The 20,254-nt window shown below is 65.3% G+C and carries 17 protein-coding genes and 1 tRNA gene; 13 read left to right on the plus strand and 5 right to left on the minus strand.

Going from position 1 to position 20,254, the window contains the following annotated elements; translation table 11 throughout:
- Positions 1-32 precede the first annotated feature (32 nt).
- Both ACIBG0_RS35670 and ACIBG0_RS35675 read right to left on the minus strand, forming a co-directional pair.
- Positions 33-929, minus strand: a complete 897-nt coding sequence (locus tag ACIBG0_RS35670) for a TIGR03621 family F420-dependent LLM class oxidoreductase (RefSeq protein ID WP_397038844.1) — start codon at positions 927-929, stop codon at positions 33-35.
- Between the two features lie 416 nt (positions 930-1,345).
- A tRNA-Arg gene (locus ACIBG0_RS35675) sits at positions 1,346-1,422 on the minus strand.
- 221 nt (positions 1,423-1,643) lie between these two features.
- Between ACIBG0_RS35675 and ACIBG0_RS35680 the strand changes: the two genes are divergently transcribed.
- The 8 genes from ACIBG0_RS35680 (at position 1,644) to ACIBG0_RS35715 (ending at position 13,910) form a co-directional block, all read left to right on the plus strand.
- Positions 1,644-3,683 carry a cytochrome c oxidase assembly protein gene (locus ACIBG0_RS35680; RefSeq protein WP_397038846.1) on the plus strand — a complete coding sequence of 680 codons (2,040 nt, stop codon included), beginning with the start codon at positions 1,644-1,646 and terminating at the stop codon, positions 3,681-3,683.
- A gap of 20 nt (positions 3,684-3,703) precedes the next feature.
- Positions 3,704-4,672 carry a threonine/serine dehydratase gene (locus tag ACIBG0_RS35685; protein ID WP_397038847.1) on the plus strand — a complete coding sequence of 323 codons (969 nt, stop codon included), beginning with the start codon at positions 3,704-3,706 and terminating at the stop codon, positions 4,670-4,672.
- A 166-nt stretch (positions 4,673-4,838) separates the two neighbouring features.
- Positions 4,839-5,351, plus strand: a complete 513-nt coding sequence (locus ACIBG0_RS35690; protein ID WP_397038849.1) for a single-stranded DNA-binding protein — start codon at positions 4,839-4,841, stop codon at positions 5,349-5,351.
- A 76-nt stretch (positions 5,352-5,427) separates the two neighbouring features.
- Positions 5,428-7,104 (plus strand): energy-dependent translational throttle protein EttA, encoded by a 1,677-nt coding sequence (ettA, locus tag ACIBG0_RS35695; RefSeq protein ID WP_397038851.1) that lies wholly within the window; start codon positions 5,428-5,430, stop codon positions 7,102-7,104.
- Between the two features lie 87 nt (positions 7,105-7,191).
- Complete coding sequence (locus ACIBG0_RS35700; RefSeq protein ID WP_397038853.1) at positions 7,192-7,476, plus strand: hypothetical protein; 285 nt, start codon at positions 7,192-7,194, stop codon at positions 7,474-7,476.
- Positions 7,477-7,659: 183 nt separating this feature from the next.
- Positions 7,660-12,597 (plus strand): NAD-glutamate dehydrogenase, encoded by a 4,938-nt coding sequence (locus ACIBG0_RS35705; protein ID WP_397038855.1) that lies wholly within the window; start codon positions 7,660-7,662, stop codon positions 12,595-12,597.
- On the plus strand, positions 12,594-13,061 hold the full coding sequence (locus tag ACIBG0_RS35710; RefSeq protein ID WP_397038857.1) for an acyl-CoA thioesterase: 468 nt from the start codon (positions 12,594-12,596) through the stop codon (positions 13,059-13,061). The genes ACIBG0_RS35705 and ACIBG0_RS35710 overlap by 4 nt, the downstream gene beginning before the upstream one ends.
- Before the next feature lie 183 nt (positions 13,062-13,244).
- A complete protein-coding gene (locus ACIBG0_RS35715; protein ID WP_397038859.1) occupies positions 13,245-13,910 on the plus strand; it encodes a hypothetical protein in 666 nt (221 codons plus the stop codon).
- A gap of 366 nt (positions 13,911-14,276) precedes the next feature.
- Here ACIBG0_RS35715 and ACIBG0_RS35720 read toward each other — a convergent pair whose 3' ends face one another.
- Together ACIBG0_RS35720 and ACIBG0_RS35725 are read right to left on the minus strand one after the other, a co-directional pair.
- Complete coding sequence (locus ACIBG0_RS35720; RefSeq protein ID WP_397038861.1) at positions 14,277-14,597, minus strand: AzlD domain-containing protein; 321 nt, start codon at positions 14,595-14,597, stop codon at positions 14,277-14,279.
- Between the two features lie 37 nt (positions 14,598-14,634).
- Positions 14,635-15,333 carry an AzlC family ABC transporter permease gene (locus ACIBG0_RS35725; RefSeq protein WP_397038863.1) on the minus strand — a complete coding sequence of 233 codons (699 nt, stop codon included), beginning with the start codon at positions 15,331-15,333 and terminating at the stop codon, positions 14,635-14,637.
- Between the two features lie 108 nt (positions 15,334-15,441).
- On the opposite strand from ACIBG0_RS35725, the gene ACIBG0_RS35730 reads away from it, so the two are divergent.
- Entirely contained in the window at positions 15,442-16,002 is a 561-nt protein-coding gene (locus tag ACIBG0_RS35730; protein WP_397038865.1) for a helix-turn-helix domain-containing protein, read from the plus strand.
- 195 nt (positions 16,003-16,197) lie between these two features.
- On the opposite strand, the gene ACIBG0_RS35735 is transcribed toward ACIBG0_RS35730, so the two are convergent.
- Positions 16,198-16,803 (minus strand): HNH endonuclease, encoded by a 606-nt coding sequence (locus ACIBG0_RS35735; RefSeq protein WP_397038867.1) that lies wholly within the window; start codon positions 16,801-16,803, stop codon positions 16,198-16,200.
- Between the two features lie 360 nt (positions 16,804-17,163).
- On the opposite strand from ACIBG0_RS35735, the gene ACIBG0_RS35740 reads away from it, so the two are divergent.
- From ACIBG0_RS35740 to ACIBG0_RS35755, 4 genes are all read left to right on the plus strand, one after another.
- On the plus strand, positions 17,164-17,568 hold the full coding sequence (locus ACIBG0_RS35740) for a globin (RefSeq protein ID WP_397038869.1): 405 nt from the start codon (positions 17,164-17,166) through the stop codon (positions 17,566-17,568).
- Between the two features lie 133 nt (positions 17,569-17,701).
- Positions 17,702-19,306 (plus strand): alpha-amylase family glycosyl hydrolase, encoded by a 1,605-nt coding sequence (locus ACIBG0_RS35745; RefSeq protein ID WP_397038871.1) that lies wholly within the window; start codon positions 17,702-17,704, stop codon positions 19,304-19,306.
- 206 nt (positions 19,307-19,512) lie between these two features.
- The gene (locus ACIBG0_RS35750) at positions 19,513-19,794 is read left to right on the plus strand and encodes a hypothetical protein (RefSeq protein ID WP_397038873.1); all 282 of its coding nucleotides are present in this window, start codon (positions 19,513-19,515) and stop codon (positions 19,792-19,794) included.
- On the plus strand, positions 19,781-20,245 hold the full coding sequence (locus tag ACIBG0_RS35755; RefSeq protein WP_397038875.1) for a DUF5130 domain-containing protein: 465 nt from the start codon (positions 19,781-19,783) through the stop codon (positions 20,243-20,245). Before ACIBG0_RS35750 ends, ACIBG0_RS35755 begins: the two co-directional genes overlap by 14 nt.
- The last annotated feature ends 9 nt before the right edge of the window (positions 20,246-20,254 follow it).

Here is a 20,254-nt window from a genome sequence, read left to right on the forward strand (position 1 = left end):
GACCAGCGCGGACCTTCCCAATAGCGACATGTTCACCGAAGCTGTTCGATCACTTTCGCAAGCGCGGTCATGTGGGTCTCGGAGACCGAGTAATGGGTGATCGAGTAGGCGTCGCGGTAGTGCCGCAGGGTGTCGGCGATGCTGTGTGCGGATCCGTGCAGCACACCGGGCAGATAACGCAACTGGGCGTCGGACAGGTCCGGATTGAACCTGCGGGGCAGCGACAGATCCGTCTCGGCGTGGCCGTGCACGTCCACGGCCTGCAACATCAGGCCCACCTCGAGATCCGGGAAGCGTTCTCCGGCCGCGGCCCGGACGAACTCGACGCGCTGCGCGAGCGCGACGGTTCCGGCTTTCTCGGACTCGATGTCGGCGCTGACGGGCACCCCGGCCAGCGACACGGTGTCGGCGTGTTCGGCGGCCACCCGCACCAGACGGTCTCCGCGCCCGGCCACCAGCAGCGGAATCCGGCGGTGGACCGGCGGTTGGTGACCGTTGCCGAACAGTGTTCGGATTTCGCCGATGGTGGCACGCAGGTTCTCGATACGTTGTCGCCCGCCCGGGAACGGCAGCCCCGCTGCCTCGAATTCGGGTTTCGCGAAATCCGGTCCCGCGCCGAGTCCGAACTCGAACCGGCCATCGGTGAGCTGATCCACACTGGCGACGTCGCGAGCCAGCAGAGCAGGCCGGTAGAAGCCCGCATTCAATACCATCGTGCCGACGTGCACACGGTTGGTTGCCTCCGCCATGGCGACCAGCGTGGGGAAAGGTGAAGTCATACCCAGATGGTCGGGAACCTGGATCACGTCGTAGCCCAGGTCTTCGGCTTGCCGTGCCTTATCCCGCCACTCCGCGCGCGAGCCCGCGGCGGAGAACCCGACGGCGAACCGAAAAGGGCGTTGTGTCATGTCATTTCGAGTTTCTTCCACACCTCGCACGTTAGTCGATCAGGCGCGGGCTCGACCGCGATGTCGGTCGGCCTGGCTGGGACAAGCTCGCTCGAGGCTGGGCGAGGTTGGCGGTTTCGGCTCGCGTCCAGATGGACGCGGGCTCCGAATCGTCTCTGTAGAAACGGTCGGGTCGCGGCGAGTCGTTGAAGAAGTCTGATTTTTCTCGTTTAAGGGCTGGTCTGGGGTGGTACCTATCCCACGGCAGGCCGTGACCTCTGCATACTTCGGGCTACTCGGATGGGAAACCGGTCACAGACATGACAACTGAATCGGTGAGTTCTTGGATGTGACTCGGGGAGGGCGCCCTCGAACTTGTATCCGCGTACGGTCGACAGAGGGTGTGGCGACGTGCGCGGTACCCGTCTGCCCGCGTAAACGCGAACGGACGGGCTGCGTGGCGCCCCCGGCAGGAATCGAACCTGCGACCTAGGGATTAGAAGGCCCTTGCTCTATCCAACTGAGCTACGGAGGCAGTGGGTTCCACCATGGCCGACATTGGCCGTGCTGTCCAGCTCGCCAAGTATAGCGACCGTCCAGATGGCTAGGTTCTTAGCGTCAGCAACATTTCAGCCACCTACGGTGTGCGGGCCAAGCGAGTCGCGGATGATCGACATCGCACCTCCGATCCGTTAGCCACCATATCGGCACAAACCCCGCCGGGCCACGCATTAAGGGCCGACTACGCTCAGTGCCATGTCGTCACCGCATGACCCGTCTGTCGCACCCGAGCTCGAAGCGGGTAAGCCGGGCTCCGGGACGAGCTTCGCGATCTTGACCGTGCTGGCCGGTGCGATCGCGGCGGTGGTCGCCGCGATGATCGTCGGACTGTCGGCGGCGCAGGCGCTGAGTCTGCTGGGCATTCCGGATCCGGGGTCGCTGACCACCTATGGCCTGCCCGGGGTGCGCGCACTGGCCGATCTGTCCGCGGCGCTGACCGTCGGCTCGCTGCTGCTCGCCGCTTTCCTGGTGCCGCCGCAGTCGAATGGGCTACTCGATGTCGGTGGATATCGGGCGGTGCGGCGCGCCTCGAACTTCGCGTTGGCCTGGGCGTGTTGCGCGGCGCTGCTCATACCGCTGACCGTGTCCGACACCACCGGGCAGCCGGTGGGCCAGATTTGGCGGCCGGAGCAGCTGTGGCACGCGATCGACCAGGTGGAGCTGGCCCAGGCGTGGCGTACGACGGTGGTGTTCGCGCTGATCGTCGCGGTGGGCTGCCGACTCGCGCTGCGTTGGGGATGGGCCCCTGTGCTGTTCGGCGGCGCGATCGTGACCATGATGCCGCTGGCACTGACCGGACATTCGTCCGCGGGCGGCGCGCACGACTTGGCCACAAACAGCCTGATCCTGCATCTGGTGTCTGCTGCGGTGTGGGTCGGTGGATTGTTCGCGGTGCTCGCGCATGCGATGCGCGGTGGCGAGCACACCGGTATCGCGGCCAGGCGGTTCTCGCTCACCGCCACGATCGCCTTCGTCGTGATCGGCGTCAGCGGTGTGATCAATTCCTGGGTGCGGGTGCCGTGGGGCGATCTTTTCACCACCACCTACGGCCGACTCGTGATCGCGAAAGCCTGTGCGCTGGTGGTGCTCGGCGTATTCGGATATTTGCAGCGCCGTGCCAGCCTGCCCGCACTCACCGCCGATCCGAGTGACCGCGCCGCGCTGATCCGATTCGGCGGGCTGGAGGTGTTGATCTTCGCGGCGACCACGGGTCTGGCCGTCGGGTTGGGGCGCACGCCGCCACCGCCGCCGACCAGCGTGCCGACACCGGCCGAGGTGGAACTCGGCTACAACCTCGACGGGCCGCCGACCGCTTCGCGAATGCTGTTCGACTGGCGCTTCGACTTGATCTTCGGCACGCTGGCCATCGTGCTTGCCGTGCTGTACCTGCTCGGGGTGCGTCGGTTGCGCGCGCGGGGCGATGCCTGGCCGATCGGGCGCACCATCGCATGGCTCTCGGCCTGCGCAATCCTGCTTTTCGCTACCTCTTCCGGGGTCGGCCGGTATTCGCCCGCGGTCTTCAGTGTGCATATGGGACAGCACATGGCGTTATCGATGCTCGCGCCGATTCTGTTCGCGCTCGGCGGTGCGGTCACTCTCGCACTGCGGGCGTTGCCCGCGGCCGGACGTGGCGGAGTGCCCGGGCCGCGGGAGTGGATTCTGGCTGCGGTGCACAATCCGGTCTCGCGATTTCTGACCCATCCGATTGTCGCGTCGGTGATCTTCGTCGGCGGGTTCTACGCCCTGTACATGGGCGGTATCTACGACTCGTTCGTCGATTCCCACGCAGCACATCTGTTGATGAATCTGCATTTCCTGCTCAGCGGCTATCTGTTCTATTGGGTGGTCATCGGCATCGACCCCAAACCGCGCCAGGTGCAGCCGCTGACCAAGCTGGGCATGGTGTTCGGTTCTCTGCCCTTCCACGCCTTCTTCGGTATCGCGCTGATGAGCATGACCACCGTGATGGGCGGATGGTTCTTCCACAGTCTTGCCCTCGGCTGGAATAGTGACCTGCTCGGTGATCAGCGCACCGGCGGTAGCCTGGCGTGGGCCAGTGGTGAACTGCCGTTGGTCGTGGTGATGTTGGCATTGCTCATCCAGTGGTCACGCAGCGACGCGAAACTCGCGAAGCGGACCGACCGGGCCGCCGATCGCGACCACGACGCGGAGCTGGCCGCCCACAATGCGATGTTCGCCGAACTGGCCAAACGTGATCGAGGAATACGTCATTGAGCTCCCATCGAGGTGCAAGCGTGAGTGAGCGGGGTACCGCGGTGGTGGAGAACAGGCACGCCCGACGGGTATATCGGTCCGATGTGCGGACGGCGCGCAGACGGCTGGCCGGCCAGGTGCGCAAGACGCCGGTCTTCCATACCTCGGTCATCGGCCCGAACGGACCCGTCCCGGTCACGCTGAAACTCGAGTACCTACAGTACGGCGGGACATTCAAGGTTCGCGGCAGCTTCAACGCGCTGTTGGAGTCCTCGGCTCAGGTCGACCACGTGGTGATCGCCTCCGGTGGGAACGCCGGAATCGCGGCCGCGTTGGCTTCGGCTCGTCTCAGCAAGACGTGCACGGTGGTGGTTCCGGAGTCGGCGCCGCACACCAAGGTGGCCGCGATGTGGTCCTACGGTGCCGAAGTGCTCTGGCACGGAACGACTTACGGCGAGGCCTACAAGTACGCGACCGAGCTGGCCGAAGAGCGGCGCGCGCTGCAGCTGCACGCCTACGACCTGCCTGCCGTGGTCGCCGGTGCGGGTGTCATCGGGCTGGAGCTGGAGGAGCAGGTGCGCGGGCGGCCTCCGGTGCTGGTCGCGGTCGGTGGTGGCGGATTGGTCGCCGGGATCGCTGCGGCGTTGGGGCGGCGCCAGCAGGTGATCGGGATCGAACCGGAGGGCATTCCGACGCTGAACGCGGCGTTGGTCGCGGACCGGCCGGTCGACGTGAATGTCCGTAGCATCGTGGCGGATTCGCTGGGCGCCAATCGAATCGGGGATATCGCGCTGGATATCGCGCGACGCTATGAAGTCCGGTCGCTGCTGGTGACCGATGATGCCATCTCGACCGCGCGGGAATATCTGTGGCGCGAGTTCCGAGTTGTGGTGGAACTTGCGGGGGCGACGGCATTGGCCGCCGTGCAGAGCGGTGCGTACGTGCCTGCTGAGGGGGAGCGTCCGGTGATCGTGCTGTGTGGCGCCAATACCGATCTGGCAGTCCTCTAGCTCGGGAGTCTGTGAAGCGGCGACTGTCCACATGCCGCGAAGTTGTCCACATTCGGAAATCGGGGCGGCCGGAGGGGGTTCGGAACCGTCAGGCTGAAAGGGCCCTCTCAGCGAGGGGTGAGCCTGACGGATCGAAACATAAAGGGGCGCAACGATGTATGAGTCGATGGTTACTGTGATCGGCACTGTGGTCACCCATCCGGTGAAGCGCGATCTGACCAATGGTGAGCAGGTGGTGACCTTCCGGATGGCGAGCAATTCGCGGCGGTTCAATCCGGAGACGAGCGAATGGGTCGACAGCGGGACTCTCTACCTCACTGTTAGCTGCTGGCGTCGCCTTGTGGTCGGTGTCGATGCCTCGTTGCGGCGCGGTGATCCGGTCATCGCCTACGGCCAGCTGCGCACCCACGAGTACCGAGCCAAGGACGGCGTGGAGCGGCGTGATGTCGAGATGCGCGCCACCTCGATCGGCCCGGACCTGTCCCGCTGTACCGCGCAGGTGGTGCGGCGCGCGGTTTCGGGCGCGGCGTCCGGACCCAGTACCCTGGCACGGAATAGTTGTGACCGATCCAGCGCTGATGACCGTGCACGCGTCGATGGGGAGGGACCGGGGGAGGACGCGACGTCCCTGACTTCCGCACCACCCCGGCTCGCGGATAACGAGCCCGTCGACGCTTGACCACACGGCCGGATACCCGGCGACAGTGGTGGCTCTGCTGCATTCCATCGATACCCACACCGATAGGCTTTCCTTTATGGCTGAGTTCATCTACCAAATGAAGAAGGTTCGCAAGGCGCACGGCGACAAGGTCGTGCTCGACGATGTCACCTTGAACTTCCTTCCCGGCGCGAAGATCGGCGTCGTCGGCCCCAATGGCGCGGGTAAATCCAGCGTGCTGAAGATCATGGCCGGACTGGACCAGCCGAATAATGGAGACGCCTTCATCGCCCCGGGTGCCACGGTGGGCATCCTGCAGCAGGAGCCGCCGCTGAACGAGGAGAAGACGGTTCGCGGCAATGTCGAGGAGGGCCTCGGCGAGGTCAAGGTGAAGCTGGATCGCTTCAACGAGATCGCCGAACTGATGGCCACCGACTACTCCGACGAGCTCATGGACGAAATGGGCAAACTGCAGGAGTACCTCGATCACGCCGATGCCTGGGATGTCGACTCCCAGCTCGAGCAGGCGATGGACGCACTGCGCTGCCCGCCGCCGGACGAGCCGGTTACCAACCTCTCCGGTGGTGAGCGCCGCCGCGTCGCACTGTGCAAGCTGCTGCTCAGCAAGCCCGATCTGTTGCTGCTCGACGAACCGACCAACCACCTCGATGCCGAGAGCGTGCTGTGGCTCGAGCAGCACCTGGCCTCCTACCAGGGCGCCGTTCTCGCCGTTACGCACGACCGGTACTTCCTCGACAATGTCGCCGAGTGGATCCTCGAGCTCGACCGCGGCCGTGCCTACCCGTACGAGGGCAACTACTCCACCTACCTGGAAAAGAAGGCCCAGCGCCTGGAGGTCCAGGGCAAGAAGGACCAGAAGCTGCAGAAGCGGCTCAAGGAGGAGTTGGCCTGGGTGCGTTCCGGCGCCAAGGCCCGCCAGGCCAAGAACAAGGCGCGTCTCGGTCGGTACGAGGAGATGGCGGCCGAGGCCGAGAAGCACAGGAAGTTGGACTTCGAGGAGATCCAGATCCCCGCGGGCCCGCGCCTGGGCAGTGTAGTGGTCGAGGTCGAGCATCTGGACAAGGGCTTCGGCGATCGTCAGCTCATCAAGGATCTGTCGTTCACTCTGCCGCGCAACGGCATTGTCGGTGTGATCGGTCCGAATGGTGTTGGTAAGACCACGCTGTTCAAGACGATTGTCGGGCTCGAGTCGCCCGACAGCGGCGAGGTGAAGGTCGGCGAGACGGTCAAGCTGAGCTATGTCGACCAGAACCGCGCGGGCATTGACCCGAAGAAGAATGTGTGGCAGGTCGTTTCCGAGGGGCTTGACTTCATCGAGGTCGGCAACCAGGAGATGCCATCGCGCGCCTACGTCAGTGCGTTCGGCTTCAAGGGGCCGGACCAGCAGAAGCCGGCCGGGGTGCTCTCCGGTGGTGAGCGCAACCGACTGAACCTCGCGCTCACCCTCAAGCAGGGCGGCAACCTGATCCTGCTCGACGAGCCGACCAACGACCTCGACGTGGAAACGCTGAGCTCGCTGGAGAACGCGCTCGAGCAGTTCCCGGGCTGCGCCGTGGTCATCTCCCACGACCGCTGGTTCCTCGACCGCACCTGCACCCACATCCTGGCGTGGGAGGGTGACAACGACAATGACGCCAAGTGGTTCTGGTTCGAGGGCAACTTCGAGGCATATGAGGCCAATAAGATCGAGCGCCTCGGCCTGGAGGCGGCCCGCCCGCACCGGGTGACGCACCGCAAGCTCACCCGCGACTGAGTCCGGCGTCCGGCGGGGCGGTCGCTGTTTGCGCTGCCTCCGCCGGGTGGCTTTGGGAGTGCCGGATGGCGAACCGACCATTCGGTCGTGGCCGGGCAGACCTGTTGCCGCGGCGAGTTGTTCGAGAAAACCGTTGCTGCTGCGGGGGGCAGCGGGTTGCGGAACGGCACGGAGGCGATCAACTCTGTGCATGACGACGTTGAACGGTCGTTCTACCGAAGGAATTGCGGCGAACAGGCACCGCGCAGCGTCTTCATCGAAGGAAATACGGTCGACACACGCCCTTCCAAAGATCTGACTATGGTGGGGGACGTGCATGTGCAGGCGCAGTCCGGGCATTGGGTCGCTACCACCGCGATTGCGTCTACCTGACGTCGCCGGTCCGATCGGGTGCTGTGCCGGGACCATCGACCTCGGCAATCAAGCGGCGAACGCTGCGGTATTGGTGAACACCCTGCATTTGGAAGGGATTTCACCCACGCGTCAGCACGGCACAGCTACTCTCGGACCGGCGTCACTTTGTTGCGGAACCGAATCCGAGGAGTTGGCGAAAAAATGACGGTCTCGTCCGAATTGTCCAGTGCGGCGTGGGCCGCGAGTTTGCCGCAGTCGCTGCGCGGCGAACTCGCAACCCTCGAGGAGGCGTATTTCCGCCACGTCGACGCGGGCGATGTGGACTGTGCGATCACCGGGATCACTCAGATCTTCCGGCGGCATATGGAACTCGCGATGACTCGCCCCGTCGGGCGGGCGCTGGTGCGGGTCTACCACCCTGACGACGGCTCCGGCCTCGGCGCGGCGGTGCAATTGGTCACCGACGATATGTCGCTACTGGTGGAGTCGATCACCTCGTCGCTGAGCCGGATGGGCGTCAGCGTGAGCGAGGTGATCCACCCGATCTTCGAGGTGACGCGCGATCCGGACGGACGGCTGATCAGCGCCGCACCGCATGAGGTCGACAGCAATGGCACCGACGGCCTGCGCGAATCGTGGATGCACCTGCAGTTGCATCCCTCGACCAGTCGGGCACTGCTGGACCGGATCGAGCAGTCCATGCCGGATGTGGTCGCGGACGTGCGTCAGGTCATCGGCGATACCGAGGCCATCAAACAGGTGCAGAGCAACCTCGCCGATGAGCTGGAGGTGGCGGCGAAATCCGGCCACGCGCCGTTCTCCGATATCGATTTGGTCGATACCGCGAATCTGTTGCGCTGGTTGGCCAGTGGCAATTTCACCGTCCTCGGCTATGCCCGCTACCGAATCAGCGCCGACCAGGGGCAGACGATCTCGAACCCGCTGCCCGGCACCTGCCTCGGCGTGCTGCGTCCGGATGTCGGCACCGACTTCCGGGTGCCGATCAACGCCGGCGATGGCCCGCTGCTCATGCTCACCCAGGGCCTGGTGCCTGCCACCGTGCACCGCTCGGTGTACCCGTACTTCATCGGCGTCGCCGACTTCGACGAGTCCGGCACGATCGTCGGCGAGCACGTGTTCATCGGTGTTTTCACCGTGACCGCGGTGCACGAGAACGTCTTGGATATCCCGGTGATCGAGCGCCGGGTGCGTTCGGTGATCGAAGAAAGCGGCTTCGACCTGGATTCCTTCTCCGGGCAGGCCATGCTAGAGGTCATCCAGTCGTTCCCGCGCACCGAACTGTTCTCCTCCGATGCCGAGACCATGCGTCGCACCGCGACCGCCGTACTGAATGTCGGTCTGCGCCGACAGGTTCGGTTGTTCCTGCGCTCGGACGGCTACGGGCGGTTCGTCGCGTGCCTGGTCTATCTGCCTCGGGATCGCTACACCACGCGGGTGCGGTTGGAGATGCAGGAAATCCTGGTGCGCGAACTGGGCGGCGTCTCCATCGACTACTCCGCGCGGGTCAGCGAGAGCGAGCTGGCCAGTGTGTATTTCACGGTGCGCATGCCGGAATCCGAACTCGGGTTGCCACACGAATCGGTGGCCCAAGCCGACACCTCCGAGGCCAATCGGCTGCGCATCCAGAGCCTGCTCGCCGAGGCGACGAATACCTGGGAAGACCGCCTCAACGATGCGGTGAGCACCTCGACCGTGCTGGATCCCGGCGTCGTGCAGCGCTACGCCGAGTCCTTCCCGGAGGCGTACAAACAGGATTTCGCCGCCGAGCGCGCGCTGGCCGACGTGGCTCGGCTGGAGGGGCTTGCCGCGGGGTCCATCGACCAACACCTGTATCGCCGCGCGGATTCGGTGCCGGGTTCGTGGCGGTTCACCCTCTACATCGGGGGCAGCGGCATCTCGCTGAGTCAGGTGCTGCCGGTGTTGCAGAGCCTCGGTGTCGAGGTGGTCGACGAGCGGCCGTATCAGATTCTGTTGGATCCGGTGCTCGGCGATGACGGCGGGGAACGCTGGATCTACGACTTCGGCCTGCTGGCTCGTCCGGAACTGCTGCGCAGTTCGCTGGACCGGGATCTGGACGCCGAACTGCTGGAATCCTCGGCCAGAGCCGATGCGCTGGAATCGGAGGAACGGGGCCTGCACGACCGGTTCACCGAGGCCTTCGAAGCGGTCTGGTTCGGGCGTGCCGAAGCCGACGGGCTCAATGAACTCGTGCTGCGCGCCCGGCTGACGTGGCGCGCGGTATCGATCCTGCGGATGTACGCGAAGTACTTGCAGCAGGCCGACTTCCCCTACAGCCAGGCGAATATCACCAGGGTGCTGCTCGCCTATCCGGATATCGCGCGACTGTTCGTCGACCTGTTCGCGGCGCGGTTCGATCCGGATACCGAATCGGCCGAAGACGCCGCCGAATTGGAGACCCGGGTCCGCGGTCGCATCGATGAGGTCGTCAGCTTGGACGCCGACCGGATCCTGCGTGCGATCCTGTCGCTGGTCAAGGCGACGCTGCGGACGAACTACTACGTGACCGACGCCAAGGGCAATTCGCGCGGGTACATCTCGGTGAAGGTGGAACCGCGCGAAATCGCCGAGTTGCCCAAGCCCAGGCCGCAATTCGAGATCTTCGTGTACTCGCCGCGGGTCGAGGGCGTGCATCTGCGCTTCGGTCCGGTGGCGCGTGGCGGGTTGCGCTGGTCGGACCGGTTGGAGGATTTCCGTACCGAGATCCTGGGTCTGGTGAAGGCGCAGGCGGTGAAGAACGCGGTGATCGTGCCGGTCGGCGCCAAGGGCGGATTCGTGGTGAAGCAGCCGCCCGCGGCCACCGGTGATCCGACCGCGGATCGGCAGGCGCTCGGCGCGGAGGGCGTCGAATGCTATCGGACCTTCATTTCCGGTCTGCTCGATGTCACCGACAATGTCGACCGGGCGACCGGTGCGGTACTGCCGCCCGAGCGGGTGATCCGGCGCGACGGCGATGACACCTACCTGGTGGTCGCCGCCGATAAGGGCACCGCGACCTTCTCCGATATCGCCAACGATGTGGCCCAGCGCTACGGGTTCTGGCTCGGTGACGCATTCGCCTCCGGTGGTTCGGCGGGTTACGACCACAAGGCGATGGGCATCACCGCCAAGGGCGCATGGGAGAGCGTGAAACGACACTTCCAGGAGATGGATATCGACACGCAGACCACCGATTTCACCGTGGTCGGCGTCGGAGATATGAGCGGCGATGTGTTCGGCAACGGCATGCTGCTCTCCGAGCACATCCGGTTGGTCGCCGCCTTCGACCACCGGCATATCTTCCTGGATCCTGATCCCGATTCGGCCACGTCGTTCCGGGAGCGGCAGCGGATGTTCGCATTATCGCGCTCGTCCTGGGCCGATTACGACACCTCGCTGATCAGCACCGGCGGTGGCGTCTGGGATCGCACCGTGAAGTCGGTGCCGATCAGCCCGCAGGCGCGAAAGGCATTGGGGCTGGCCGACGACGTGGTCGCGTTGTCACCGCCGGAACTGGTGCGGGCGATCCTGCTCGCGCCGGTGCAGCTGCTGTGGAACGGCGGTATCGGCACCTACATCAAGGCGAGTACCGAGACCAACGCCGAGGTCGGCGACAAGTCCAATGACGCGGTGCGCGTCAACGGAAATCAATTGCGGGTCAAGGTGATCGGCGAGGGCGGCAATCTGGGTGCGACCGCACTCGGCCGCATCGAGTTCTGCCGCAACGGCGGCAAGATGAACACCGACGCACTGGACAACTCGGCCGGTGTCGACTGCTCCGACCACGAGGTCAATATCAAGGTGCTGCTCGATGGTGTGGTCAGCGCGGGTGTACTGCCTGAGGCCGAACGCAATCCGCTGCTCGCCTCGATGACCGATGAGGTCGCCCAGATGGTGTTGCAGGACAACGTCTCCCAGAATTTCCTGATGGGCATCTCCCGGGCCGAGGCACCCCGGATGCTGAATGTGCACCAGCGGCTCATCGAGGATCTGGAGGCGCGTCGCGGGGTGGATCGCGAGTTGGAAGCGCTGCCATCGGAGGTGGAGATCAAGCGCAGGTTCGAAGAGGGCACTGGTCTCGCCTCCCCGGAATTGTCCAATCTCATGGCACACGTGAAGCTTTCGCTCAAGGCCGATCTGCTCGAAACCGATCTGCCGGATACCGCGTACTTCGCCACCCGGCTGCCGGCCTACTTCCCGACACCGCTGCGCGAGCGCTTCGGCACCGCCATCAAGCGGCACCGATTGCGTCGCGAGATCACCACCACCATGGTGGTGAACGAGATGGTCGACTACGGTGGCATCTCCTACGCCCATCGGCTGAACGAGGAGATCGGCGCCAGCTCGACCGACGCCGTGCGCGCATTCGCGGCGGCCAGCGAGATCTTCGATCTGCACGATATGTGGGCGCGGATCCGGGCCACCGACGCCGCGGTGTCGGTGCGCGATGAACTCGAACTGGAGACCAAGCGGACGCTGGACCGCGCCTCGCGCTGGTTGCTGAGCAACCGCCCACAGCCGATCGCGGTCGGCGCGGAGATCAATCGGTACAGCCGGGGCGTGCGGGAACTGGCTCCGAAGGTGCCCGGCTGGCTGCGCGGACATCATGTCGCGACGCTGACCGATCAATCCGCCGAAGTGATCGCCCGCGGCGCGCCGACCGACCTCGCCACCGAGGTCTTCGGGCTGCTGAATCTGTTCCCGCTGCTCGATGTGTTGGATATCGCAGATATCACCGATCGCAGCGGTGAGGAGGTCGGCTCGCTGTACTACGCGCTCAACGATCACCTCAAGATCGATTGGCTGTTGCAGGCGGTCAGCCACCTGGAACGCGGCGATCGCTGGCATGCGCTGGCCCGACTCGCACTGCGCGACGATATGTACGGATCGCTGCGCTCGCTGACCCTCGACGTGCTCTCCGGGGGCGACCCGGAGGAGACAGCGGACGAAAAGATTGCATACTGGGAGTCGAAAAACCAGTCCCGGCTCGGGCGTGCTCGGGCCGCGCTGTCGGAGTTGTTCGAGTCCGGAACCCACGATCTCGCCACGCTGTCGGTTGCGGCGCGGCAAGTGCGAAGCATGGTGAGCGGGGTGGGCGCCCAATCGGAGGTACCGCGTTGACCAGTTCGCTCAACGGCAATGGGAGGGCGCTTGGTGGCAGCCTGCTGCTGCCCAAGCGTTTCCACGCCAAGGTAGACGTCAGGTGGTCGGACATGGACGTGTTCCAACACGTCAACCATGCCCGCATGGTGACGCTGCTGGAGGAGGCGCGGATTCCGTGGCTGTTCGAGGATGGACGCCCGACCGCGCCGTTGCGCGAGGGCTGTGTGCTGGCGGACCTCCGGGTCCGCTACCGCGGCCAGCTGCGTCACGAGGACACCCCGCTCGATATCGCCATGTGGATCGAGCAGCTGCGTGCGGTCGACTTCACCATCGGTTACGAAGTCCGGGCCAATGGCACGGCCCCGGACTCGCCGCCCGCGGTGATCGCCTCCACCCAGATCGCGGCCTTCGATATGCGCTCGCAGCGCCTGCGTCGGCTCACCGATTCCGAGCGGGATTACCTCGCCGAGTGGAAAGAGTGAGCGACAGCCCGGCTCGTTCGGGCGGCGGATTCGGATCGCTGGGCGGTCTTGGCTGGCTTCGGCCGTCGAGCAGCGGTCCGAATCGGCTCGTATGGTGATGGTTGCAGCCGGTCGTGTAGCGGTTGGTGGCGGACTGTGGTCGTCGTGTGGCGGCGGCCGCGATGGGGTGATGTGGGAGCACTGATGTCGGGACAGCGCGTCCTCGAGGTTTCCGATCCGGCCGAGCGGGAGAACCTGGCGACCTTTCTGAGCCGGGCCATTCGACTGGATCCCGCGGCGGTGGTGCGCATGCGCCGTCGCGGGGAACGGTATGTATCCGCATGGGTGGCAACGGGTTTCGAGGCGCTCGCGGCGCGTACCGTGGTCGCCGAACTCGGCGTCGACGACGTAACCGTCGGCGCCGATCTGGTGCTGGCCGGTTTGCCGTCCGGTAGTCCGATTGATCTCGGCTACTCGATGGATTCGGCTTGGCGTGGTGCGCTGCCACCAGATGTCGGCTTCGAACATGTAGATGATGTGCCCGCGCGCACCCTCGTTGAGCTCGCCGAACAGGGCGCGGCACTGGCCAAGGAACACGGCAGCAATCACGGCCCGCCCGCCTCTTTGCTGGACCAGACGGTGCTCACGGTATCCGCCGCCGAGGTTCGGGTGCAGGTTCCGATGCGCGTCGTATTCGCACTCACCGCAATGGATTTCATTCCACACTCCGGTGATAAGGCGGATCCGCGCCGCATCCCGTCCGCCGAGATCGTGCGCGTACGCGCCACCAGGACCTGGCTGCGTCTCGATGCCCGATACGGATCCGTCGCTCGCCGTCAAGGTGGCGGCATCTCTCTTACCCCGAGCTAGCCTGCGCTGCCGATCCCCACTCTGGCTTCGCGCCCGTTGCGGGGCGCGTCAAGCTGGCGGTTTCCGTTCGCTCGCTAGCTGGTCGGCGCTCTCAATCTTTCTTGGGCTGTGTCTGTTGTGGGTGTGTGTCGAGGTGGCGGTGGCCTGTTTGCCCGCTAGCTGGTCTGCGGTCTCGATTTCTTCTTGGGCTGTGTCCGTTATGGGTGTGCGCGTCAAGGTGGAGGTATTCCGCACCCGTCCCCGGCTGACCTGCGCTCGGCGAACCCTGCTCAGGCTTCGTATCTGTTGTCGGCGCGGGTCACGGCGGGGATCATCCCGAGAAGGAGGGCGGCCGATCGTGTCCCAGTGTCGACCGGTGGCAGGGTGTCAGGACGCGCCGAGCAGACGCAGGACGGCTGTGGTGGCTGCTGCGGCGAGGATCACCACGAGCATGGGCTGGTTGCGCCAGGCTAAAAGTCCGCCGACGAGAACGCCCGCGGGAAGCGCGAATCCCAGATTGCCGGAGCCGGTGGGCAGGGTGGTGATGGCGACCATAGCGGCTAGCAGGACGACCGCGCCGATCTCCAGGAGCTTCGTCGCTCGCTCTGGGAAGCGGATGCGATTGCGTAGCGCCGGGCCCGACGAACGGAAGGCGTAGGTTCCGGCGGACAGTGCCGACATGGCCACCAACAGGACCGGAGTGCTCATCGCTGCGCCCCGCTCGACTCCGTGCCGGTTCGCTTGCTCATGATGCCTGCGCCTCGCCCGGCTCTTCGCCACCCCGCTTCGAGATGGCGAAGAACAGTCCGGAAAGCGCAACCAGCACAGGCATTCCCGCAGGCAAGAACGGCGCGCTGGCCACGGCGGCGATGGCACCGATGAGCGCGGCGCGCAAGGTGCCGCGTGCTCGTAGCGCAGGCATGATCAGCGATAACAACACCGCAGGGAATACCGCGTCCAACCCGATCGCACCGGTATCAGGCACCACTGTGCCGATCAACGCGCCGATCGCCGCACCACCCGGCCACGCAATGAGCACACCCAAACCGCTCACCCAATACGCGGCCCGCCGACGCGCCACATCGGGCTGGGCCAGCGCCAGTGCGACGGATTCGTCGTTCATCACATGTACGCCGATGCGCCGCCGCCATCCGGTGCCGACCACGTCCGGCACCGACAGCCCATATGGCACATGCCGGGCATTGACCAGCAGTCCGGCCAGTACCGCCGCGATCGGGCTGCCACCGGCGGCCATGATCCCGATGAACAGGAACTCCGCACCGCCCGCGAGCACCACGATCCCGAGCGCAATCGGTACCCAAAGTGGAAAGCCAGAGGTGACAGCTGTCGCGCCGTAGGAAACACCGATCAGCCCGACCGCGAGCAATACCGCCGCGATTCCGGAGATTGTGTCCCGATCGAGTGTTCGCCATATCGAACGCATGTAGCTCATAGTGAACATGGCGTGACGATTCGTCAATATGGTTCGCTGTTGGGCGGTCAGCTGTACTCACACCCCGGCCGGCCATCCCTCTAGTCAACGGGAGCGGAAATGGAGCAGAGTCCGACGACGCCGCAGGCGGTGATCGCCGCTGCCCTGCGCCGCGAGCGCACCCGCGCCGGGCTATCGCTCACCGAGGTCGCCAACCGCGCGGGTGTAGCGAAATCCACACTCTCCCAATTGGAATCCGGTACCGGCAATCCGAGCCTCGAGACCTTGTGGGCGCTGTGCGTGGCCCTGGACATGCCCTTCTCGCGGCTACTCGATCCGCCTCGTCCCACCGTTCATGTCATCCGCGCGGGCGAGGGACCGGTGGTCGCGGCCGCGGAGTCCGAGTACCGCGCGACATTGCTGGCAGCCGGTCCGGCCAACTCACGCCGCGATCTGTTCCGGATCACCGCTGAACCGGGCCATGCGCGCAAATCAGTGCCGCACATCCCCGGCGTGGTCGAGCACGTACTTCTCGCCAGTGGACGCGCGCTTGTCGGCCCGATCGACACGCCGGTCGAACTGGCGCCCGGCGACTACATCGCCTATCCGGGCGACGCACCGCACGTCTTCGAGGCACTCGAACCCGACACCTGGGCAACACTGGTCGTCGAATACACGTGATTCCCGGCCAGCTCATCCGAACATCTCGGGGCACGCAATATCACGCCAAGGTGCATGCGCGTGTCTCTCGAGCCTCCTGCCTCCGGGTGTCAGCCGCGCTGTCGCCCGCTCGGTCTGCTCGGCGCTGAACAGGCCGGTCGCGACCACTTGGACGCGGATGGGGTGCCTCATGCCCCTGGACCGTGCCCGCGAGCTTCAGGCAGCACCCTCGCCGAGATACTGCAACCACACCGGATCTAGTTCCGCGGTCGTGGACAGCAGCCGCCAATGCGGACCCTTCGGCGAAACCAGCGGCGAACGCAACGTCCACCCCAACTCGCTGAGCAGCTTGTCGGCCTTGCGGTGGTTGCACGGCGCGCAGCTCGCTACGCAGTTCTCCCAGGAATGTTCACCGCCGCGGCTGCGCGGGATGACGTGGTCGATGGTCTCCGCCTTGCCACCGCAATAGCCGCAGCGGTAGCGGTCGCGGTGCATGAGGGCGGCGCGGGTCATCGGGACGCGCGCCCGATAGGGCACGTGTACATAGCTGCGCAGCCGGATGACGGAGGGAATCGTGACGGCGGATTCGGCGGAGTGCACTACCGAACCCTCGGGATCGTGGTGGACGGTGTCGGCTTTATCGCAGATGAGAAGTACGACGGCGCGGCGCGCGGACAAGGCGGTGAGCGGCTCGTAGGTGGCATTCAGAAGCAGCACCCGGCGCTTCAACCAGTTGGCGGCCTCGTTCTGGACGGCCGTGAGGTGTGGAATGTGGTGAGCAGGCTCACCGGTGCGATGGGCACCCGGATGGTGGTCGGACAAGATGTGCAGCGGAGTAGCCCCCGACCCACGATTGTGGACGTCGGCGGGCTGGAGTTGTCGGTGCGTCCTGGCCTCATGTGATCGGCCGTGCCGCTGCTTCATGGTGACCCCAGTTTCTTCGTCATCAAGATCATGTGGTATCTCGGCAGAGACTGCCACCCAGTTGACCATGGAACGCCTGCTATTGCACGGTGATTTCGCACAATGTCGGATGAACTGTGGTTGAAGGGCCGCCCGTTCGTAACGCGGGCACAATGGACGGCGGCCGTAGCGATCGCTTGCGTGGTCGCTCGAAAGGATCAGCAGCGATCGCTTGCGGGTCGCACGAAACAACAGCCCGGCCCCGATCGAGAGGATTCGATGACTTCCGGCGAGCAGACAGCCACGTCGTTCTACGAGGCGATCGGCGGGGCGGAGACGTTCCAGCGCATCGTCGCGGCGTTCTATCGCGAGGTGGCAGACGACGAGGTGCTGCGCCCGCTGTATCCGGAGCAGGACCTCGGACCGGCCGAGCGGCGCCTGCGCATGTTCCTGGAGCAGTACTGGGGCGGGCCGCGCACCTACTCCGACGAACGTGGGCACCCGCGACTGCGGATGCGGCATATGCCGTTCAAAATCGGTCCGGTGGAGCGTGACGCGTGGCTGCGCTGCATGCGCATCGGCGTGGCGGAAATCGAACCGGAAATTCTGGATGACGAACATCGCAAGGCATTGCTCGACTATTTGGAGATGGCGGCAAATTCGCTGATGAATGCGGCTTGGTGAGATCATTTCGCCCGGTCCAGGGTCAGCCCTAGGGTTTCGATTCAGGTTGTGCAACGCTGAAAATTTGCCGGATGTCGAAGAACACAGTTGAGCCTGGGCGAATTTACCGAAAATCTTTGGCACTATTGCGGATGTGACTGATACACCTGCCGTGCCGGCGTCGGTGGATCGCACCGCCCAACCTTGGTGGCGGTCGGCCGTGTTCTACCAGGTCTATCCGAGATCCTTCGCGGACTCCAACGGTGACGGGATCGGCGATCTCGGTGGAGTTCGCGAGAAGCTCGGCTACCTCGAACTACTCGGGGTGGACGCGCTCTGGATCTGTCCGGTGATGCGTTCGCCGATGGCCGACGGCGGCTACGACGTGGCCGATCCGCGCGATATCGACGCGCTCTTCGGTGGAATGGCGGCGATGGACGAGCTGATCGCCGAGGCCCACGACCGCAATCTCAAGGTCACCATGGACCTGGTGCCCAACCACACCAGTGATCAGCATCCGTGGTTCGCCGCGGCGCTGGCCGCCGCACCCGGCAGTCACGAACGCGAGCGCTATATCTTCCGTGACGGCCGCGGACCCGACGGCGCCATGCCGCCGAACAACTGGCCGAGCATCTTCGGCGGACCCGCCTGGACCCGGATCACCGAGCCCGACGGCACCCCGGGCCAGTGGTATCTGCACATCTTCGCGCGCGAGCAACCCGATCTGAACTGGCAGAACCCCGAGGTCGCCGCCGATTTCGAGCAAACGCTGCGGTTCTGGCTCGACCGCGGTGTCGACGGTTTCCGCCTCGATGTCGCCCACGGCATGGCCAAACCGGACGGTCTGCCCGATATGGAACGCGTCGATACGAAGATGCTCGTGCACGACGATAGCGATCCCCGTTTCAACCATCCCGATGTGCACGAGATCCACCGCCGCATCCGCAAGGTGCTCGACGAGTATCCGAACGCGGTCTCGATCGGTGAGGTGTGGGTCGATGACAACACCCGCTTCGGCGAGTACGTCCGTCCGGACGAATTGCACCTGGCCTTCAATTTCCGCCTCGCCGAGGCGGAATTCCACGCCGACACCGTGCGGGCGGCCATCGACAATTCGCTCGCGGCCGTCGCGCCGGTGGGCGCCTCACCAACCTGGACCCTATCCAACCACGACATCGAGCGTGAGGTCACCCGGTACGGCGGCGGTCCGATCGGGGTGGCGCGGGCCCGGGCGATGATCATGGTGGAGTTGGCGCTGCCCGGTGCGGTCTTCATCTACAACGGCGCTGAACTCGGGCTGCCGAATGTGGACGATCTGCCCGAGACGGTGCTGCAGGATCCGGTCTGGGAGCGTTCCGGACATACCGAACGCGGACGCGACGGCTGTCGGGTCCCGATTCCGTGGGAGGGTACGGCGCCGCCGTTCGGCTTCACCACGGCCGCGCAGTCCTGGCTGCCGATGCCGCCGGAGTGGGTGTCGTCGTCGGTCGAGGCGCAGTTGGAGGCGCTGGGCTCCACCCTGTCGCTGTACCGCTTGGCAATCGAATTACGCGGTGTCCGACCGGAATTCGAGGGTCCGCGGCTCGAGTGGTACGGCAGTCCGGCCGGTTGTCTCGCCTTCCGGCGACCCGGTGGACTGGTCTGCGTACTGAATGCCTCGCCCGAGCCGATCTCGCTGCCACCGGGTGATGTACTGCTCGCCAGTGCCCCCTCGGTGAACGGACAATTGCCCGCGAATGCCGCTGCGTGGCTGGTGTGAGCGCGCGAACCGAAGTCACCGCGCGCATCGCGCACGACGCAGCCGAGTGCCACGAGGCGCGGTCGTGCGGGACCACACGAGTTCGACCAGAGCGCGAACTAGTACAGAGGATCGTCTACCTTTAGTCCCGTGAGTGAGCGAAGCGAGCGAACCATGTGCCAGCGCGCCATGCGCATGACGGAGCCGAGCGTCAGCGAGGCGCGGTCATGAGCATTCTCGAAACAGTGCTGATCTTCCTCGGCATCCCGCTGGTGATCTACGGCGCGATCGCCGGATTGTCGTATCTCGGCAAGCCACTGCCCGGCGAGAAGCCGGTCCACTTCGACCTCGGTCAGAAGTGGACCCAGCCTGCCGTGCTGTGGAGTGCGACCGACGAGGTGACCGGATTGGGTCATTACGACGATCCTGAGTCGTCGCATGGGCATCATGTGGCAATCGAATCCACCCCGGTGGAGCTGATCGGAGGACGGGCAAGTGGCAAGTTCTAAATGGCCCGCGGTAGTCGAATCCGAACTGCCGCACGGTTCGGTGGTCACCAGCAGCGGCCGCGTCTCGGGTGTGCACGAGGCCGGTGCGGTGTTCAAGGAAGCCCCGTTCAGCGATGACGAGCGGCTCGTCATGGACAATGTGCTCACCGAGGCGACCCGCGCGACCAAGGTGCGCTTCAACATCTACATCGGCGATCTCGGCGCGGATCCGGCCGCCGGTGCGGACGCGGTCTTCCCCGCGACCCCCGAGGCCGCGCGTTCGGTGCTCATCGCGGTTTCGCCCAATGACAAGGCCATCGAGGTGCGCTCCGGCCACGAGGTCGCCGATCGCGCCAATGACCGCGTCTGCCAGCTCGGCGTCACCGCCGCACTGAGCTCGTTCCGGCAGGGGCAGCTCATCGACGGTCTGGTCTCCGCGGTTCGCGTGATGGCCGCGGCCATCGGTCGCTGATCCAGCTGT

This window comes from Nocardia sp. NPDC050630 (assembly GCF_044457245.1).
Classification (GTDB): domain Bacteria; phylum Actinomycetota; class Actinomycetes; order Mycobacteriales; family Mycobacteriaceae; genus Nocardia.

Coding starts and splice junctions, on each gene's coding strand:
- ACIBG0_RS35680 (WP_397038846.1), top strand. CDS start 1,644: ATGTCGTCACCGCATGACCCGTCTGTCGCACCCGAGCTCGAAGCGGGT.
- ACIBG0_RS35690 (WP_397038849.1), top strand. CDS start 4,839: ATGGTTACTGTGATCGGCACTGTGGTCACCCATCCGGTGAAGCGCGAT.
- ettA (WP_397038851.1), top strand. CDS start 5,428: ATGGCTGAGTTCATCTACCAAATGAAGAAGGTTCGCAAGGCGCACGGC.
- ACIBG0_RS35705 (WP_397038855.1), top strand. CDS start 7,660: ATGACGGTCTCGTCCGAATTGTCCAGTGCGGCGTGGGCCGCGAGTTTG.
- ACIBG0_RS35715 (WP_397038859.1), top strand. CDS start 13,245: ATGTCGGGACAGCGCGTCCTCGAGGTTTCCGATCCGGCCGAGCGGGAG.
- ACIBG0_RS35720 (WP_397038861.1), bottom strand. CDS start 14,597: ATGAGCACTCCGGTCCTGTTGGTGGCCATGTCGGCACTGTCCGCCGGA.
- ACIBG0_RS35725 (WP_397038863.1), bottom strand. CDS start 15,333: ATGCGTTCGATATGGCGAACACTCGATCGGGACACAATCTCCGGAATC.
- ACIBG0_RS35730 (WP_397038865.1), top strand. CDS start 15,442: ATGGAGCAGAGTCCGACGACGCCGCAGGCGGTGATCGCCGCTGCCCTG.
- ACIBG0_RS35740 (WP_397038869.1), top strand. CDS start 17,164: ATGACTTCCGGCGAGCAGACAGCCACGTCGTTCTACGAGGCGATCGGC.
- ACIBG0_RS35750 (WP_397038873.1), top strand. CDS start 19,513: ATGAGCATTCTCGAAACAGTGCTGATCTTCCTCGGCATCCCGCTGGTG.